The organism is Mucilaginibacter sp. GW821-FHT07H05 (assembly GCF_059418485.1).
On record NZ_JBWKPY010000001.1, the window covers coordinates 508,816 to 529,521 of the forward strand.

The 20,706-nt window shown below is 45.3% G+C and carries 12 protein-coding genes; 11 read left to right on the plus strand and 1 reads right to left on the minus strand.

Annotated features, from left to right (window positions below; genetic code table 11):
* Positions 1-124 precede the first annotated feature (124 nt).
* The 4 genes from AC07M6_RS02200 to AC07M6_RS02215 all read left to right on the plus strand — a co-directional run bounded on the left by AC07M6_RS02200 (position 125) and on the right by AC07M6_RS02215 (position 9,547).
* A complete protein-coding gene (locus AC07M6_RS02200; RefSeq protein ID WP_494887199.1) occupies positions 125-1,612 on the plus strand; it encodes a glycosyl hydrolase family 39 in 1,488 nt (495 codons plus the stop codon).
* Between the two features lie 151 nt (positions 1,613-1,763).
* On the plus strand, positions 1,764-3,728 hold the full coding sequence (locus tag AC07M6_RS02205; protein ID WP_494887200.1) for an FG-GAP-like repeat-containing protein: 1,965 nt from the start codon (positions 1,764-1,766) through the stop codon (positions 3,726-3,728).
* Between the two features lie 63 nt (positions 3,729-3,791).
* Positions 3,792-6,515 carry a family 78 glycoside hydrolase catalytic domain gene (locus AC07M6_RS02210; protein ID WP_494887201.1) on the plus strand — a complete coding sequence of 908 codons (2,724 nt, stop codon included), beginning with the start codon at positions 3,792-3,794 and terminating at the stop codon, positions 6,513-6,515.
* 17 nt (positions 6,516-6,532) lie between these two features.
* Positions 6,533-9,547 carry a glycosyl hydrolase gene (locus AC07M6_RS02215; RefSeq protein ID WP_494887202.1) on the plus strand — a complete coding sequence of 1,005 codons (3,015 nt, stop codon included), beginning with the start codon at positions 6,533-6,535 and terminating at the stop codon, positions 9,545-9,547.
* A 206-nt stretch (positions 9,548-9,753) separates the two neighbouring features.
* Here AC07M6_RS02215 and AC07M6_RS02220 read toward each other — a convergent pair whose 3' ends face one another.
* Positions 9,754-10,638, minus strand: a complete 885-nt coding sequence (locus AC07M6_RS02220) for a helix-turn-helix domain-containing protein (RefSeq protein WP_494887204.1) — start codon at positions 10,636-10,638, stop codon at positions 9,754-9,756.
* 137 nt (positions 10,639-10,775) lie between these two features.
* Between AC07M6_RS02220 and AC07M6_RS02225 the strand changes: the two genes are divergently transcribed.
* From AC07M6_RS02225 to AC07M6_RS02255, 7 genes are all read left to right on the plus strand, one after another.
* Positions 10,776-11,591, plus strand: coding sequence for a phytanoyl-CoA dioxygenase family protein (locus tag AC07M6_RS02225; protein ID WP_494887206.1), 816 nt, complete (start codon positions 10,776-10,778; stop codon positions 11,589-11,591).
* Positions 11,592-11,595: 4 nt separating this feature from the next.
* The gene (locus tag AC07M6_RS02230) at positions 11,596-12,435 is read left to right on the plus strand and encodes a sugar phosphate isomerase/epimerase family protein (RefSeq protein ID WP_494887208.1); all 840 of its coding nucleotides are present in this window, start codon (positions 11,596-11,598) and stop codon (positions 12,433-12,435) included.
* A 2-nt stretch (positions 12,436-12,437) separates the two neighbouring features.
* Positions 12,438-15,323, plus strand: coding sequence for a glycosyl hydrolase (locus AC07M6_RS02235; protein WP_494887210.1), 2,886 nt, complete (start codon positions 12,438-12,440; stop codon positions 15,321-15,323).
* Between the two features lie 153 nt (positions 15,324-15,476).
* Positions 15,477-16,484, plus strand: coding sequence for a winged helix-turn-helix domain-containing protein (locus AC07M6_RS02240; protein ID WP_494887211.1), 1,008 nt, complete (start codon positions 15,477-15,479; stop codon positions 16,482-16,484).
* 148 nt (positions 16,485-16,632) lie between these two features.
* Entirely contained in the window at positions 16,633-17,808 is a 1,176-nt protein-coding gene (locus AC07M6_RS02245; protein ID WP_494887212.1) for a TlpA disulfide reductase family protein, read from the plus strand.
* Between the two features lie 156 nt (positions 17,809-17,964).
* Positions 17,965-19,230 carry a YajG family lipoprotein gene (locus AC07M6_RS02250; RefSeq protein WP_494887213.1) on the plus strand — a complete coding sequence of 422 codons (1,266 nt, stop codon included), beginning with the start codon at positions 17,965-17,967 and terminating at the stop codon, positions 19,228-19,230.
* A 214-nt stretch (positions 19,231-19,444) separates the two neighbouring features.
* Positions 19,445-20,704 carry a Pycsar system effector family protein gene (locus AC07M6_RS02255; RefSeq protein ID WP_494887215.1) on the plus strand — a complete coding sequence of 420 codons (1,260 nt, stop codon included), beginning with the start codon at positions 19,445-19,447 and terminating at the stop codon, positions 20,702-20,704.
* Positions 20,705-20,706: the final 2 nt, after the last annotated feature.

Here is a 20,706-nt window from a genome sequence, read left to right on the forward strand (position 1 = left end):
ATAAGGGAGCAATTCGCTCTCTTATTTTAAAAGGTCAAAATCGCGGGTGTCGGGCATAGAAAACAATTAGTATATTTTGCCTCCGATACCAACCAGTTAATATCCTAACCAATAAACTAATCATATGAGAAACACATCTATTTATAAAACCGGCGCCCTGGCAATTATCAGTGCATTGGCAGGCTTATCGGCCACTGGCTTATATGCGCAGGCAAAAAAGGTAACCATCAACTGGGATAAAACAGTTTCGGTTTCTAAAACAACGCCCACCTTGCAGGTGGTGTATAATCCCTACATCCGGTCAAATTCTCCAATTTACAAGGGCACTTTTGAGGCGCTTAAAAACATGGGTGCCGATTATGTGCGCTATGTGCCATGGTTCCCATATCCAAAGGCGGCAGTTGTAGAGTTAAAAGAGCCCACTAAAGACCAAACTTTTTGGGATTTTACTTATGCCGATCCGTCGATGGCCGATATTATGAAAGCCCAGGAAGGCCATTCGGTAGTTATAAACTTTAGTACCACTCCGGTATGGATGTGGAAAACTACCAAGCCGGTAGTTGTAGATGACGATGCTGATTTGGTTAACTGGGTATACAATCAGGGTACCGAACTGCGCGACCCTACTTGTAAAGAAGTAGCAGATTATTTTGCCCGCTTGCTAAGCTGGTATACCCAAGGTGGTTTTACCGATGAATTGGGCAAGTATCATAAATCTGGCCATAACTATAAAATTGATTACTGGGAAGTGCTGAACGAGCCTGATCTGGAACACAAAATATCACCCGAACTTTACACTAAAATGTACGATGCCATTGTTACAGCCATGCGTAAGGTACAACCGGATATTAAATTTGTAGGTATATCAGTGGCACATGAAAAAGACCCCAACTGGTTCGAGCATTTTCTTAATGTAAAAAACCACAAGCCGGGTATTCCTATTGATGCCATTTCGTATCACTTCTATGGCCGCCCGTCTATTAATGACTTAACTATCGATCATTACCAATACTCGTTTTTTGATCAGGCCGAAGGCTTTTTGGACAGGACACGGTATATCGAAAACATACGCAAACGTTTGGCGCCAAACGTAAAAACACAAATAAATGAAGTAGGTAATATCCTGCTCGATCATGATTACAAAGGTGTCATCCCAGCCGAATACTGGAACCTGTCGGGCGCCATGTATGCGTACCTGTTTGTGGAGTTAACCAAAATAGGTATTGATGTGGTAGGCGAGTCGCAATTGGTGGGCTATCCCACACAGTTCCCTGATGTAAGTATGATGAACTGGAAAAACGGTAAGCCCAATGCCCGTTATTGGGTGCTTAAATTGCTGAAAGATAATTTTGGCCCCGGCAATAAACTGCAAGCTACGGCACTTAGTTCACAGGATGTAGCAGCGCAGGCTTTTATAACCACAAAAGGTAAAAAGCTGCTGTTGATAAATAAGCACGATAAAGAAATACAGCTTGATTTACCAAACGCCGATGGCGCCACGGTTAATTACGTAGATGTAAGCACTGGCGATAATCCGGTGGGGCAATATCAATTAAATAGCAATACCATTACTTTAAAACCATTTGCTGTAGCTGTAGTAAACTGGAAATAACAAAAACAACAAAAATAAAACCTTCCAACAAACAAAAAGCAGCCCTGAATCTGCTATCTGAATTTCTTATTAATAACGTGTTTTGCCCACAGTAAAAAATGGTGTACAGCCATAGCTGTGGTTTAATTGATCATTTAATAAAACAGAAAAGATGAAAAAAAAATTAAATCTTAATTTATTCAGGGTTGCTATTGGTAATAGCAATATTAGGCGCGTTAACCGGCGCTGGTATACTGTAAAAAAGGCAGTGACCGCATTATTAGTTACTACAGTGTTTTTTTCGGGCTGTAAAAAAATTACCCCGCAGGATAAAAAAGCTGCCGAAGCAGAGTCACCATCGGCATTGGCAACAAACAACGTAACTGGTGGCGACTTTACCATAGTGGTGCTGCCCGATACACAAACCTACACGGGGCAAAGCACCACTTATAATTCGGTTATAGGGATGTTTTACGCTCAAACCAATTGGATTGTAAATCATCAGGTTGATTCTAACATTGTATACGTGGCACATTTGGGAGATATATCTGAAAACGGCGAAGATCCCACCCGCAGCCCTGTACAATGGCGCCGCGCCGATACCGCCATGGCTAAGCTTGATGTAGCTAATATACCGTACGGTATGGCTGTAGGCAATCACGATCAGGGCAATCACGACCCAATTCCGGCGCAAAATCCAAACACTAACGATAGGGGAAGCTGCTTTAGTACCACTGCTTTTTATAACCAATACTTTGGTTTTAGCACGGCAAGGTTTAACGGAAAATCATTTTACGGCGGGCATTACGGAGCAAATAACGATAGCCATTTTGATTTATTTAGCGCCGGCGGTTTAAACTTTATTGCCATTTATATTGAGTACGATGACAGGACCGATGCGGCATCGGTTACCGAAAGAAACAATATGAATACTTGGGCCTACAACCTTTTAACAGGCACCTACGCCGGGCGTAAAGCTATTATTGTTACCCACTATATGGGCAGCCCCGCTACGCCATCGGCTTACTCGCCACAGGCGCAGGAGATTTACGATAAAGTAAAATCGTGCCGCAACGTGTTTATGTTTTTGGGCGGCCACGTAAATGGCGAAGGCTACAGGCAGGATACTTATGCCGGGCGTACAATTAAAACATTCGTGTCCGATTATCAGTTCCGTACGCTGGGGGGCAACGGTTATATGCGTATCATGAAGTTTTCGAAAACAAATGATCTTATTAGCGTGAGAACATTTTCGCCATATGTTAACGCGTTTGAAACTGATAGTGATAGCCAAATGTCGAAACCACTGTTTCACGAGGAAACCACCACCCGCAAAGTTGATTTTACCCAGGATGGTAAGAGCGACTTTTCGTTCTTTAATGCCGGGGTATGGAAAGTTACAGGGATGAGCAATGTAACCTACGGCAGCGCTACACAAGGCGATCTGCCCGTACCAATGGATTATAATGGTGATGGTAAAACCGAACTGGCCGTATGGAGACCTAATAATTTAACATGGTATATTAAATTAGTGCCCGAGGTTACCGCCGTATACGGCATAGCCGGAGATATACCTGTACCGGCCGACTATGACGGAGATGGCAAAGCGGATATTGCCATGTATCGCCCGTCAAGCCCTTACCATTGGTATATTAAAGGGCAAACCGGTTATGATTACGGCGCGGCCAATGTAATACCTGTGCCCGGCGATTATAATGGCGATGGTAAGGTTGACGCGGCTTATTATGTAATAGCTACCGGGATGTGGAACGTAAAAGGAATTAAAACAAATTTCCATTATGGCGATGCCGGCTATATCCCCGTACCGGGAGATTATAATGGCGATGGCAGTACCGATGTAGCCATATTTAACCCGGCCGATGGCGTATGGCACCTCAACAGTGCCGAAACAGGGGTGTCTAACGTAACTGTTTTAACGCCTGCCGCAGGCGATATACCCGCTCCCGGCGATTATTTTGGCGATGGTAAAACGCATCCTGCCATTTATCGGCCAAGTAACCAGACTTTGTATATGTACAATGGCGGTACCGTTACCACATCTGTTTTTAGTGGTGGCGCAACCGGCGATAAATTATTAAACTTACCTTATCATATCCGTAAGTTCTTTTTTCCGTAAATGATCATTTTAACTAACATAATTATTAACCCAAACCCCTCATTTCTATTAGCCTGAATTAATATGAAAAAACACGGTTTATTATTTCTTTTGCTCCTGCCATGGCTGGTTGTAAGCGCTCAAAATTTAACGGTAGGTAATTTAACCTGTAACTATAAAACCAACCCGGTTGGCATTGATGTAACAGAGCCGCAATTGGCCTGGAAATTGGTTTCCACCGGGCATAACGTAATGCAAACCGCTTACGAGATCCGGGTAGCTTTAAGCAACAAGGAGGTTGCCGGTGCCAAAAATTTAATATGGAACAGCGGCAAGGTCAGTTCCGATGAATCGGCCCATGTAAATTATGCAGGGCCTAAGTTGCTGTCGCGGCAGCGTTACTACTGGCAGGTGAGGGTTTGGGACGATCATAAAAATGCATCGCCCTGGAGCGAGGTAAACTATTGGGAAATGGGATTGCTTGCCCCTGCCGACTGGTCGGCTAAGTGGATCCAAACAGCCAAAGCCACCGATGGAAAGGTTGGCCCCGCGCCTATGTTTGCCAATAATTTTAACGTAGTTAAACCGGTTAAACAGGCCCGGTTATACATTACTTCGCATGGCTTGTACGAGGCGCGTTTAAATGGTGCCAGGGTTGGGCAATATTATTTTACACCCGGGTGGACAAGCTATCACAAACGCCTGCAATATCAAACTTATGATGTTACGGCGGCTTTAAAGCAAGGTAAAAATGCCGCCCTGGTTACTATTGGCGATGGCTGGTACCGGGGTAACCTGGAGTTTAAATTTAAACGGAATGTGTACGGCAAAGAAGTTGCACTGCTGTTTCAGTTAGAGATCACTTATGCTGATGGGACTAAAGAGACTATCACATCGGACGGTAACTGGAAATCATCTATGAACGGGCCTGTACGGCTTTCGGATATTTACAATGGCGAAACCTACGATGCCCGCTTAGAAGGCGAAGCCATGGCACAATCCTTTACCGGTAATAACTGGCAGGGGGTTACAGTTACCAATACCGGTTATGATAATTTGGTAGCGCCGCTTGGCCCGCCGGTGATTAAGCACGAGCGTTTTCATCCGCTGAAATTTATCAAAACACCTAAAGGCGAAACCGTGGTTGATTTTGGCCAGAACCTGGTAGGCTGGGTGCAATTAAAGCTGAAAGGCAAAGCAGGCGATACCGTAACTATAAACCATGCCGAGGTGCTGGACAAACCCGGGAACTTTTACACCGATAATTTAAGGGATGCCAAACAGGAAAATAAATATATCCTTAGCGGGACTAAAGAAGACACCGTAGAACCGCATTTTACCTTTCAGGGTTTCCGTTACATTAAAATAACAGGTTACAACGGTAAATTAGACAGTAACAATGTAGTCGCCATTGCCATTTATTCGGATATGAAGCCGACCGGATCGCTGGTGACATCCAATGCCATGCTGAACCAGTTGCAGCACAATATCCAATGGGGGCAAAAGGGAAACTTTGTTGATGTGCCTACCGATTGCCCGCAGCGCGACGAACGTTTGGGCTGGACGGGCGATGCCGAAGTGTTTTTTAATACTGCCGCTTATAATATGGATGTGGCCGGATTTTTCACCAAATGGCTGCAGGACCTGAAAGTCGATCAGCATAAGGATGGCAACGTGCCGGTGGTAATACCCGATGTGCGCCAGCCGCAAAATGCAGGTTCGGCAGGCTGGGGAGATGTGGCTACCATTATCCCCTGGAATTTTTACCAGGCCTATGGCGATAAAAAACTGCTGGCCGGGCAATATACCAGTATGAAAGCCTGGGTTGAATATATCCGCAGCATTAGTAAAAATAATTTGTGGAACAGCGGCCCGCACTACGGCGATTGGCTGTTTTATACCATGGCCGACGACCGCGACGGGAAAGCCGCCATAACCGATAAGTTTTTGATAGCGCAGGCTTTTTATGCTTATTCAACCCAAAACTTAATTAATGCGGCAAAGGTATTGGAGCGCGAGAACGATGTAATAGCCTATACAGCCCTGTTAAGCGATATTAAAAAAGCTTTCCTTAACGAATATGTCACCCCTTCGGGCAGGATGGTTTCTAACTCGCAAACGGCTTATGTGCTGGCATTAAGCTTCGATTTGCTGCCGGAGAAATTGCGGGAGCAAGCGGCGGCCAGGTTAGCAGATAATATCAAATCGTACGGTAACCATTTAACTACCGGTTTTTTAGGCACACCGCATTTATGCCATGTGCTCACCCGTTTTGGTTATACCGATATTGCTTACAAATTGCTTTTGCAGGATACCTACCCATCATGGCTTTATCCTATAAAAATGGGGGCTACTACTATTTGGGAACGCTGGGACGGTATTAAACCCGATGGCTCATTCCAAAATATCACCATGAACTCGTTCAACCATTACTCGTACGGTGCCATTGGCGATTGGATGTATAAAACCATGGCAGGCCTAAACCCTGATCCCGCCGCGCCGGGTTACAAAAAGATCATCATCGCCCCAAAGCCGGGCGGGGGAATCACCAGCGCCGCGGCCGAACTGGAAACACAGTACGGTAAAGTAAGATCGGCCTGGAAAATAGACGGTGGTAAGATAATGCTGGATGTGATTATTCCGCCAAACACCACCGCGAAGATTGTTTTACCTACAGCAGCTGCGGTAATAACCGAAAGTAATGTAGAGCTAAGCAAGGTAGCTTATCTTAAAGATATCAGTAAAAAAAATAACACAACCGAAATGTCTGCCGGATCGGGCAGCTACCATTTCGAATATGTGCAATAATTAATAAACTATACATAATGAATATTAACCGGCGGAAATTTTTAGAAACAGGTGCCGTAGCGGCAGCCAGTGTTACCTTATTGAATTCGAAGGCGGCAGCCGCTGTTTTTAATGGCGTAGCAGTGATCAATATCAGCGACCTGCGCAAAAATTTCCTTCACCCGCCCGATGGTGCCAAATCATCGTGCTATTGGTGGTGGTTTAACGGCCGTGTGGATAAGGAAGGCATCACCCGCGATCTGGAAGAATACCGCGATAAAGGCATGGGGCAGGTATTACTGGTAAACTCAGCCGGCGGATTGGGCGGTACACCATATCCCGAAGGCACCAAATTATTCTCGGAAGAGTGGAAAGAACTGTATCGCCATGCCATGAAGGAAGCCAAAAGGCTGAATATTGGCGTAGGGATCAACATGTGTTCGGGTTGGGATATGGGTGGCCCGTGGATTGAGCCAAAGGATGCCGGTCGCTGGTACCTGCAATCGGAACTGTCGCTAAGCGGTCCGCAAAAATTCTCGGGCAAGCTGCCTTTACCGGGTAACCGGGTGGGGTACGATGCTGTATTTAACCCGCCTGGGTATAAAGATTATATTGATTTGCCCCTGGAAAAACTGGATTACCGGGATACGGCTATTGTTGCCGTCCCCGATAATACGGGCAAGATCACCGGCGAACGCGCGTTTGTATTGCCCGCTAAAACCAATCATAAAGATGCCAGCAATTTTTCGTTAGCTACCGATATTATGGGCCCGGTGCTGTTTCAATGGCATAATAACCCTGCCGATCGCCCGGTGCCGGTGAGTAAAGTGATAGATCTGACACATAAAGTTGACAAGGACGGCCACCTGAACTGGGAAGTGCCAGCCGGTAAATGGAAGATCATCCGTACAGGTCACCGTATGACGGGCGCGCGCTTAATGATTGCACAGCCCGAAGCCGATGGCTTATCGGTTGATTGGTTTGCCCGCAAGGGCCTGGATATCCAGTTTGAGAAAGTAGGCCGCATATTTATTGATGAAGCCGCTAAGGTAGGCAACAAGCCTATGTATTTTTGCGATGATAGCTTTGAAGACGGTTTCCCCAACTGGACGGGTGATATTCTGAAATATTTTAAAAAATACCGCGGCTACGATGCCACCCCATACCTGCCGGTTTTATCGGGCTACCTGGTCGGCAGCGCCGAAGTATCAGATCGTTTCCTGAACGATTACCGCAAAACCTTAGGCGATTGCATGGCCGACGAGCATTATAAACACTTTGCCGACTTGTGCCATAAAGAAGGGATGCTGGTACAAAACGAGGCGGCAGGACCAAGCCGCTCGGGCACCATGTGTATGGACGGGTTGAAAAATCTGGGCCGAAGCGATTTCCCGATGGGAGAGTTTTGGCTGGGATTAACCCATGAAAATGAAGCTACATTGGCCGATGATCAGGGATACGGTACATCGCGCCTGGATAAAGGACAAAATAAAGTGACCAAAATGGCCGCTTCCGCCGCGCATATTTATGGCAAGGCAGCGGTATCTGCCGAGGCATTTACCAGTTTCAGGCATTGGGTAGATTATCCGGGCTCGCTAAAACAAGCGCTGGACAGGGCCTATTGCGAGGGCGTTAACCGCATCGCGATACACACCTCTACCGCATCGCGCCCCAGCGATGGTAAGCCCGGATACGAATATGCTGCCGGTACCCACTTTAATCCCAACGTAACCTGGTGGGAAAAAACTACGCCATTTTTTGATTATGTAGCACGCTGCCAGTACCTGCTGCGGGCAGGCAAATTTGTGGCCGATGTGTTGTTTTATAACGGTGACGTAGCGCCCAACCTGGTCGCTCAAAAACATACAGACCCTTCTTTAGGTCTGGGTTACGATTATGATGTGTGTAACGAGGAGGTTTTGCTTACCCGCGTATCGGTAAAATATGGCCGTATTGTTTTGCCGGATGGAATGAGCTACGCGGTATTGGTTTTGCCCGATAACAGCCGCATGCCTTTGCCTGTGCTGAATAAGATCAGCGAACTGGTAAAAGGTGGGGCTACGGTTATTGGCCCAATGCCTGTTCAGGACTCGGGGCTAAAAAACTTCCCGCATTGCGATACGGCCATACAAGCGCTGGCCAAACAGGTATGGGGCAAAGTAAACGGTAAAAGCGTTAAGCAAAACCATTACGGCAATGGCCGCGTATTTTGGGGCGAAGCCATCAGGACAGTTTTATTAAAGAACAATATCCAGCCCGATTTTGAATATACCGGCGGCGAGGATGACTGGCTGGATTTTATCCACCGCAGCACACCCGAAGTCGAGATCTATTTTGTGACCAACCGGCATGGTAAACCGCTGGCATCTACCTGTACTTTCCGGGTTAAAAGCCACGCGCCCGAAATTTGGGATGCTGTTACCGCCAAAGTAAACAACAAGGTAAATTATAAAGTAGTGAACGGCAGGATAGAAGTGCCTTTGAAATTCGCGGCTTTTCAGTCTTTCTTTGTGGTTTTCCATAAAAACTCGGGTTTATCAACCTCTGGTACCGCCGTTAACTTCCCTGATCTGACCATAGCAAAGGAACTTACCGGTGCCTGGAATGTAGCTTTTGATACCAAATGGGGCGGCCCGGAATCGGTTGTGTTTGATGGTTTGCAGGATTGGAGCAAACATCCCGATGAACGGATCAAATATTTTTCAGGCAAAGCCATCTACACCAAAAAATTTGATTTTGGAGCTGTTGCTGACGGCAAACCGGTTTATCTGGATCTGGGTGTGGTAAAAAACATTGCCGATGTAACCCTCAACGGGAAACACCTGGGTATTGTATGGACTGGGCCCTGGCATATCGATATTTCCCCGGCTTTAAAGGCGGGAGAAAATGTATTAAAAATTGAAGTCATTAACCTGTGGCCAAACCGGCTGATAGGGGATGCGGCGCTGCCAAAAGAGAAGCAATTAACCAATACCAATATTATTTATAAAAAGGATGCCCCGCTGCTGCCATCAGGGCTGCTGGGGCCAGTAACCATTCAAACTGAAGCTTGATTTTAAAGAGTAAAACCAGGCACGGATGATGGCTTGCTTTCACAGTGTAAAAAGTATTCAACACTAACTGATAAGGCAATGTACCATTCGCTAACTAACTCATAAAAATACACAGATCGTCGGGTATTCGTTCATATTCAGGGGGATGGATTGCCTGATGGTCTGTTGTTATAATAGTAGGCGTAATTTATTCCAAAAAGAAATAATTAAGAGTGCGGGTTAAATTGCTCGCGGTAGAGTTTGGGCGAAACACCTGTTTTTTTCTTAAAGATCTTACACATATAAGATAATGATTCGAACCCGGTTTGATAAGCGATCTCGCTGATGCTGAGGCTGGTGTTTACCAGTAGCTCTTTAGATTTATCCAATCGTAAATTAAGCTGGTATTGGTTAGGTGATAGCCCGGTGTGTGCTTTAAAATCCTTACGGAGTTTGGAATAGCTAACCGGAAGCTTTCGCAGGATATTCTCTATTTTATCAGGTTCCTGCAAAGCTTCCCTGAAAAGAAATTTCGCTTTCTCGATCAGTTGACTGGTGTTTGAGGCGCTGATCTCGGTATGATGGGCAATGGAATGGATGAGGCCCAGCATTTGTAAAGTAATGCCGGCAATTACCTGGTGGTAACCGCCCGATGCCTGCTGAACATGTTCCAGCAATTCGTGAAATAGTTTTAACAGGTTGTTGTTTAAGCCGGCAGTAATAAATGGGTTATCGGGACTGAAAACTTTTTTCATCAGATCGTCGGCATAGGTGCCTTTAAAGCCAACCCAGTATTCTTCCCAGCCGCTTTGCGTATCGGGCTTATAGCGGTGCCAGGTGCCCGGAAAAAGCAGGAAACAATCACCCTCATTGATATGGCGCGTGCTGGTATGGGCCGATTCGAAAAGCCCCGACCCGTTAGAGATAAAAACAATATAATAACCATCCAATATCCGCCCCGAGTCCCAGTTAAAGGCATGGCTTTCGGGATGTTCGTTATTGAGGGGGTAGGTTTGGTTGATATCAATTTTGGTATAGCCGGTAGTAGTAATATAAAGTCCCCAGATTTCTTCCAGTGGGCTTGATATGATATACTTACTATAGTTTTTCATGAAATATAAAGATATAAACTGCCGTGTTAATTCCGTGTTAATATGTCAAAAAGTACAACTTATATATCAATAACCTATATCAATCGTGGGTAAGGTCAGCTAATTTTAGCAATCAATTATAAAACCAAACTTAAAATATGAATACTCAACTTTCAGAAAGCCAGATCGGCTTTTATAAAGAGAACGGATATGTGGTTATTGAGGATTTTTTAACCCCCGAAGAACTGGAAACCTGGCGGGCCGCGGTTACCGAAGCTATTATACAGCGTAACGGTCAGAAAATGCCGGGCAAGGATATTAAAATAGGCGATGATGACGGTATTAACAAAGATGCCGATTATTACAATAACGTATTTGACCAGTTGCTGAACCTTTGGCAAACTAATGATAAAGTGAAAGCACTGATGTGCGATGAACGCATCGGTAAAATGGCAGCCGACCTCTCAGGTGCAGATGGTATCCGGATCTGGCATGATCAGGCGCTGATCAAAAAGCCCTGGGCTAACCCTACATCATGGCATTTGGATACGCCGTTCTGGTCGTTTTCGGATAGGCGGGCGCTGTCTATCTGGGTAGCGCTGGACGATGCCACGCTGGAGAATGGCTGTTTGTTCTTTATCCCCCAATCGCATAAGGAAACTACTTTCGAAAATCCCGGCATCGGGAAAAATATGGGGGCGGTATTTAATTTTTACCCGCAGTTTAAAAACGCTAAATCGGTCGCCGCGCCTATGAAGGCCGGGAGTTGTTCGTTCCATTGCGGGTTAACCATCCATGGCGCGCACGCTAACATGACGCCGGGTTTTCGCCGGGCCATGACCTGTGCCTATATGCCCGATGGAAACACCTTTAACGGCGAACCCAATATATTGCCCGATGAATACCTGGCAAAGATAAAAGTAGGCGATATGTTAAACGACGATGAACAGAACCCGTTGATCTATAAGCGTTAATTTAATGATGCAAATTAAGTTTTATGCCCCCCGTTGGGGATCTGAGCATTTGTCCTGGCTCGAATTTGCTGCCAAAGCAGTAGCCGATGGTTATGATGGGGTAGAGGTTTTTCCCCTTCAAACCCTGCACGAACGGGACGCGCTTTTGCAGGCGCTGGAAGACTATAATCTGGAACTGGCCCTGCTGCATTCAGAAATGCAGGAGGGGAAGGATTTTGAGCGTTATAAAATGGCCTTGCAAAAAAACCTGGAGATCTTAGCTACCTATCAAACCGACAAAATAAAGCCGCGGTTCATTAATTCGCATACGGGCCGCGAATATTATACTAAAAGCCAAATGGCCGAATGCTTTGCCATGTGCGATGATTTCAGTCGCAAAACCGGTATCAGGATCATCCATGAAACCCATCGTAATAAATGGGCTTACGCGGCGCATGTGGTAAAGGAATATCTGGAAGAATTTAAAGAGGTGCGTTTAGCTTTAGATCTTTCGCACTGGGTTTGCGTGTCCGAAAGTTATTTGGAAGATCAGGATGAGGCCGTTGAGCTGGCCATGCAGCATGCCGATCATCTGCACGCCCGCGTTGGGCATACAGAAGGCCCGCAGGTTACCGACCCAAGGGCGCCGGAGAACGCTGAGGCACTGGCCCATCACCTGCAATGGTGGGACAGGTGGATGGATATTCAGATAAAAAAAGGGCGCGATACCTGCACCATCACACCCGAATTTGGGCCATACCCGTACATGAGCTATCAGTGCTATACCAATGAGCCGATAGCCGACCAATGGGCCATCAATGTATTTATGAAAAACCTGCTGAAAAGCCGTTATCAAAACCTTTAATTATGAGTTTAAACAGAAGGAAGTTTATTAAGCTGGGTTCGGTAACTATTGCCGGGCTACCGCTGTTGAGCATGACCAAAAATGCCGGTTGGTACGGTGCTGATGCCATACCCGAAAGCGATTTGTACGCGGCATTTAAAAACCCGGCCAATACCGCCAAGCCCTTTGTACGCTGGTGGTGGAATGGTAACCGCATTGTAAAAGATGAACTGCTGCGCGAACTGGATATGCTGAAAGAACTGGGTATTGGCGGGGTAGAGATCAACTCTATCCGATTCCCTGAAACGGCCGATCCGATGAACTCCAGGGAACTGGTTTGGTTAAGTGATGAGTGGATAGCCCTGGTTGATTTTACGCTGAACGCAGCGAAAGAGCGTGGAATGATCTGCGATATTATTATGGGATCGGGCTGGCCATTTGGCGGCGAGTTTTTAACAAAGGACGAGCAAACTCAAATGATGGCGCTGCAAACCATTAACGTAAGCGGCCCTAAGGTTTTAACCCTTACCAAAGCAGATTTGCTGAAGGCGGTCGACCCGCCGATATCATCAAAAAATACGACTGTTTACCGGGAATTATCATTTATGCGGCTGGCGCCTGCGGGATTAAATAGTATAGATTCCGTTATTGATCTGGATAAGGAGGTTGGTAAGGATAATATCGCCATCAATGTACCCGAAGGCAGCCACGTGCTTTATTACCTGGTAAAGATGACGGGTTTTATGGCTACCATGTTTGGTGCGCCGGGCGCAAGCGGGCCGGTGTTGAACCACTATAATAAAGCGGCCGTTGCCAAATACCTCAATAAAATGTCGGATGCGATTACCCCTAAGCTGGGCTTAATGGGTAAGCGCTTCCGCTCGATATTTATGGATAGTTTGGAGTTGGAAGGCGCCAACTGGTGTGATGATATGCTGCAGGAATTTGAGAAACGCCGTAAATATTCCTTATTGCCGTACCTGCCATTCATTCTGTTTAAAACAGGCAGATTGGGAATGGCTATTAACGAAAAATACGGATCGGTACCAAGCATACAATTAACGGAAAAATTAGACCGTATACGGTACGATTTCGAGATCACTAAAATGGAAATGTTTCAGGAGCGTTTCCTGGATACCTTTTTGGCCTGGTGTAAAAAGAACGGGTTGAAATCGCGGGTACAAGCCTACGGGCGCGAGTACCATCCGTCTGATTCCAGCATGCAGATCGATATCCCCGAATGCGAGACCTGGATCCGCCGCTCTACCGGCAGTAATTTAGAAGAGTTTGGTTATGGCACCTTTAATGCGAAAGCCACATCCTCGGAAGCATTGGGCGCGGGCCGTTCTTATTCAGAGGTGAACAAGTTTGTTTCGTCTGGCGCCCGGTTGGCTGGTAAAAAACTGATCAGCTGCGAAGAGATCACCAATACCGAGATCGTGTTTAACGATACGCTGGAACGCATTAAGCAAACCGGCGATCAAAGTAACCTGTCGGGTGTAACGCATTCCATTCTACATGGCTTTAATTACAGTCCTAAAGATGCGCCATTCCCGGGCTGGGTACGGTATGGCAGTTTTTTTAACGAGCGGAATCCGTGGTGGCCTTACCTGAAGCAATGGGTAGGGTACAAGGGCCGGTTGTCGGCTGTATTCCAGGATGGTACCATGATGTCGGACATTGCCGTGATGCACCCGCTGCCCGATCTGTGGAGCAAATACGGCGCGCAATGGGATCCGTTCCCCGAAACAGCATTGCCTAATTATGTACACAGTATTTGGGAAGCCATTCATCAAAACGGCAGCGGTTGCGATTATATCAGCGAAAGCATCCTGCAAAAGGCCACTTTCCCTAACGGTAAGCTTACTTATGGCCCGCGGCAGTACAAGGTGCTGTTAATTGTAGAAGCCGAAACGCTGCATGTAGATACCGCTAAAGCCATTAAACGCTATGCCGATGCCGGCGGGCAGATCATTTATATTGGTAAATCTCCCTCCAAATCACCGGGATTTTATAACCATGCCACGCTGGATAAGCAGGTAGATGATACCATCAAAAGCATTAAAAGTAAAAACGTAACCTTATACCCCGCGCCAACGCCCGATGATACCATGTTAAACTGGTACAAAGGCCTACAGGGAAAGTTTAATCTGGAGCCTTATGTCAGGATAGACCGTCCGCACAAGATGGTGAGCCAGGTTTATTATAGATCGGCAAAAACAGATTCCTTTTTTATCTCTAATTACAGCAATACCGATAGGTTTGAGTTTATCGCCGAATTTAAGGTGCCGGCAAACCGTATAGCCTGGATCTGGAACCCGGAAACAGGCGATCGGTACCTGTATCCAACCGAAGGGAAAAGCAATAAGCTAAAGATCAATCTGGGCCCGGCCGAAACTAAGCTGGTTGTTTTTGACAGTCATGCACAGGGTAAAAAGTACGCGCCGCTTTTGCAGGCCAAAAAAGCGGTACAGGCTATTGATGCACCATGGACTTTAACCCTTAACCATTACGATGGAAGCAGGAAAACCCGTAAACTGGATAAACTGATTGATTTTAAAACCGATACTGTACTGGTGGATTTTGCCGGTAATGCAGTTTACGAGCAAACCTTTAACGTGAGTAATATAGCTGATATCAACATCCTTAACCTGGGGAAGGTAGCGGGTGTAAGTGAGGTTATGCTAAACGGCAAAAACCTGGGTAACCGCTGGTATGGCGATCATATTTACCCGGTGAAAGGCGTGCTGAAACAAGGCAGTAATACCTTGTCTGTTAAACTGACAACCACGCTGGGTAATTATATGGCTACATCGTTAAAAGGTAATAAGGATACCATTAAATGGCTGATCAATAAAAAACAGCCTTTATATAGTCAAGGCATTTTAGGGCCGGTGGAATTGGCGTAAATAATTGGCGATAATAGATTCAGGTTTATTGTTTTTTGCAGCTTGTTATTGTATATTTAATTTCAATTTGTTTCTGTTATTACAAATGCCTGAATCATTTTAATAAGCAGCAGTAGATTGGCTTTACCTTACAGCAATTTATATTCAGGCCATATGGAAATAAAAAATACCCCGGACAATTCCCGTTTTAAATTTCAGCAGATCATCGATTCGGTTGTTAATGATATCCAAACCGGCCGCTTAAAAAATAATGAGCGCCTGCCATCCATGAATACCATGTGCGAGCAAGAGGGCTTATCAAAAGTTACGGTACAGCGGGCCTATATGCACCTCAAAAAGAAGGGCTATATCAGCAAGGTAGCCGGTAAAGGTTTCTGCGTGGTTGATAAAGACAAGGCGAAGCTGAAAGTACTGCTGATCTTCAACAAGATCAGTTATTATAAAAAACTCATCTACTACGGAATATTGGAAATACTGGCCGAAAATGCCCGTGTAGACCTACAGATCCACCATTACGATGCTAAAATACTGAACGATATTATTGCGGAGAGCGCCGGCAAGTACGACTATTATGTGGTGATGCCGCATTTCTTTTATGAAACCACCAACAAAAGCTACCTGGATGTGATTAAAAAGATCCCGCAGCAAAAACTGTTGATGCTGGATAAAGATACCAGTGGACTAAAAGGCAGCTACATGGCTGTTTACCAGGATTTTGAAAATGATACTTACAACGCCCTGATGTCGGTGGCGGATATGTTTGTGAAATACAACCGGCTGGTGATCATTATTCCCGCCTATAGTAATCACCCCCTGGAAATTATAGACGGCGTACGGAAGTTTGCCCAACTGATCAATAAAAAGTTTGAGGTAAGCGAAAATGCCGAAGATGAATTATTGCAGACCGGCACGGCCTATATAGCCATTGAGGAAACAGAACTGGCCGAACTGATTAAAAAAATACGCCAAACCAGTTTTAAACTGGGTGAAGATATCGGTATTATATCCTTTAACGAAACCGTGTTGAAGGAACTGATGGATATCACTGTGTTCACAACCGACTTTACCGAAATGGGCCGCACCGTAGGTAACCTGCTGCTGAAGGACCAGTGTCAGAAAATTAAAATGCCATTCCGGGTATTGAAGCGGGGATCATTATGATGGTTTAACCACAAAGATCACAGAGGTTTCGCAAAGAACCCAAGGGCTTTTAGAACGTCATTGTTATGCACAAGCTATTTGCAATGGTTTTGTGGCCTTTGTGCTTGTTCTGTGTGCATTTTGTGGTTAAACCTTTATCTTAGCCATTATGAAAAAGATTGCCTACGCTATACTCATCAGTGCACTTGCTTTTGACACAAACATTCAGGCTCAAAATCGCCCCGGTACGTTTATGCTTAAAGGCCAGTTAACAGGAACCCGTATGGATTCGGTATTTGTTGATTATGTAGCTGCCGACGGGAAATATACCCATGCGGCTGAAGCTGTCAATAATGGAGTATTCGCTATTAGTGGCAATATCAACCACCCGGTAAATGCCCGCGTGTTGTTTAAAACAGCGGGGGAGGTGATACCCCGCACTAAATTGGAAAGCCGCACCAAATCGGTTTATCTTGATCCGGGAATGCAAACCATCACGGGCGATGCTGCTACCTTAGCCGGCATAAAACTTACCGGCTCAAAAACTCAGGCCGAATACGAAGAATTGGAAGCCCAAGTGTTACCCATTCGTGCTGAAATGAAACCGGTGCTTGATGAATATTATGCCGAAAAAGATCACGAAAAGCAGGCAGCCATTCGCGATAAATTTGAGCCCTATCAAAATCGGATTAAAAAAGCTACTTACCAGTTTTTTATTGCGCACCCCACATCGTATATCACTGTCGATCAGATTAAATACTATGTATCATCCATGAGCCTGGATTCGATCAGGCGGGTGTATAACGGCTTTAACGCCGAATTGAAAAATAGTGAGAATGGTATACAGCTTGCTAAGGAGATAAAGGATATCGAGTCTGGCTCGCCGGGTGCTGTAGCCGCGATTTTTAGTAAAACGGACATTAATGGCAAACCATTATCGCTAAGTGATTTTAAAGGTAAATACGTAATGCTTGATTTTTGGGCCAGTTGGTGTGTGCCCTGTCGCGCAGGTAACCCGCATATGATAGCGCTTTACAATAAATACAAAAGCAAAGGGTTGGAAATAATAGGTATCTCTGATGATGACAGCCGACCCGAACTTTGGAAAGGCGCTGTAGCCAAAGACGGGGTAGGTATATGGAAACATGTATTGCGCGGATTAAACATGGATCTGGCCCGTAAACGCCTGCCCAATCCTGATGATTTGAACCAGCAATACGGCATTCATACTATTCCTACCAAAATATTAATTGATCCTAAGGGTAAAATTATAGGCCGCTTTGGCGATAGCATTGGCGGTACCGACGAGGATATGGATAGAATGCTGGCCTCAGTATTTAAATAGATCTTTTCGAAACCAAAACATAACATAAACCGCATGTTATCGTAACAATTGTTTTTTAATTTCGTATAAACGAAACAATATGTAATTGTTTTTTATTTTAAATAGTTACATTTTGTGTTTCGTATCAATTTTAACCAAATTAAAACCTATTTTACGATGAGAAAAATAAACTACCTCGCGGCAGGCATGCTGGCTGTTTTACTAACTGCATGCACCAAAACCCAAAATTCAGAGATTAAAAGTCCGGATGCTACCGCAACCGAAAAAGCTCCCCTGCTTAAAACAGACGCGGTAACCGTTACCTACACCGATGAAAGCGCTTTTGTGAGTTCTCTTTCATCCTATGGCTATAAAAATCCAACACAAATTACGCTGAACAGATCGGCCACAACGGCCGGCTATAATGCTGTTTACGGCTTTAACATCCCGACGGCTAACCAGGTAAAAGGCTTTAAATGGAACCCGGGCGATGAGCAAACCGAAGACTGGCGCCCGCAAGGGATCTGTGGTTTTACCTGGGGTACGCACACCTATATACTGGTAACCTGGTACGGTACCGATGAGGCTGATATCCCCGGCGCGCACAATCATTATAAAGGAGTAAGGCTGGCTTTGGCCGATATTACCAACATGAGCGCCATAACCTACAGGCTGATCCTACTGGTGCAGGATAAAGCTAACTACAACACCAGCTTGTTATACGACCAGCCGGTAGCGCCCGAAGACCCTATCCAGTACGATAGCTTTATCCCGGTAACCATGCATGCCGGTGGTGTGGCTTATTTTAACCAGAAAATTTATATAGCCGATACCAGTTTAGGTTTCCGTGTTTTTGATCTGAATAAGCTGATTGATAACGTAGTATCCGATCCCGGTAAAAACTCTATCGGTAAACAACCAAATGGCAGCCTGATAGCCTTTGATTATACCTGCATACTGCCGCAAACAGGCTATTATAAAATTGCAGGCGGCGGTAGTCCTTTCTCGTCCGTATCGCTGGGATCGGGCTCAACCGCTTCCGACAAACGCTTATGGACATGTCAATACAAAACAACCGGTACGCCGCAAATGTTCGGTTTCCCAATCAGTTCAACAGGTGTGGTTACTGGTCCGCCAACGGTTATTACCCCCAATGATAATACCGCGGCCGGCGACCCGGTAATGCGTGCGCAAGGTGATTATAAAGCCGGCACTACCGCATTCCTGACCTCTACGGGCAATTCAACATACGAAGGGTCTACAGCCCGCCTGGTAAAATATGTCGACGGTGCAAGCCTGGGTACCCGCTACAGGTGGCCGCACGGCGCCGAATCGTTATACGTAGATGGTGGCGGTTTAATGTGGTGTTTAACCGAATATGAAACATCCAAATACAGCCAGGATAACCGTACCGTGTTTTGTGTGCGGGTAAGTGATTACTAATAATATCCCAAAATCAACATATAATCATAAGCCCTGCAATGCTAATTGCAGGGCTTTGTTGTTGAATAGCATTTGATAGCCATTAAATAAAACCGCCGGGTTGTTCTGCTTGTTATCTGTGTAAATTGTAAGGTTAAACACATAATTTTACTGCGAGTAGGCATTATTGCAAATTTTTAGGGTAAATTTGGTTAACCCGATATTACAGATACTAATGAAATTTCAACAATTAGCAGAAGAGGTAAAGCAATACGTATTATCCTATTACGAGATGCATCAGGATGCGGATTTGTTATACCACAATCTTAAACATACTAAAGAGGTAGTAGCCAACGCTACCCGCATTGCCAACCATTACCAGTTAAGCGACGAGGATTTTTTTGTGGTGATATGTGCCGCCTGGTTTCATGATGTGGGTTATTTTATTGATAAAGCCAACCATGAAACCGAGGGTGCTAACCTTGCCGCCGATCATTTAAAACAACTAAGGGTTGACGCTGCCGTAATTGAAAAAGTGAGGGGCTGTATCCTGTCTACCAAAATGCCGCAAAAGCCTAATGGGTTATTACAGGAGATTATCTGCGATGCCGACCTTTTTCATTTAGGTACCGATCAGTTTTTTGATAAGAGCAAACTCCTGCGTAAGGAGTTTGAGCTGTGTAAACACGATAATATTGATAAACAGCAATGGCGCCAAAACAGCATTGGATTGCTGGAAAGCCACCGCTATTTTACCGACTATGTGCGCTTGCTTTTAAGTGACCAGCAGGAAAAAAACCTGCATAAATTAAAAGAGAAACAGGAAGAGGCCATGAAAAAGGACCATAAAGAAACCAAAGAAACAAATCATCAGCCCGCGGTTGTAGTCGCGGAAAAAGGCGAAGCGCAGCCGATACTTGAAAAAGTGAAGAAAAACAAAAAAGATGATCGCCCCGAAAAGGGGATTGAAACCATGTTCAGGATCACCTCCTCCAACAATCAGCGCTTAAGCGATATGGCCGATCAGAAAGCGCATATACTCATTACTGTTAACTCTATCATCCTTTCGGCAATTATTAGTTTGGTATTAAAAAAACTGGATGAAAATGCCTTTTTAACTATTCCTACGTTCATCCTGCTTACCATCAGTTTATTAGCCATGGTGTTTTCCATATTAGCCACACGGCCTAATATCCCCAACGGTGTTTATAGCCAGGAGGATATGGACAATAAAACGGTGAACCTGCTGTTTTTTGGCAATTTTTATAAAATGGACCTGGCAACATACAGGCACGGTATGATACAGGTGATGAATGATACCGATTTCCTTTATGGAACGTTGATTAAGGATGTGTATTCGCAAGGGGTTGTGCTGGGGCGTAAATACCGCTTGCTTAGGGCCGCTTATAATATCTTTATGTTTGGCCTGGTGGTATCTGTATTAGCCTTTATTGTAGCCTCTGTACTTCATACAAGCGCGGCAGCCACCAAATAATT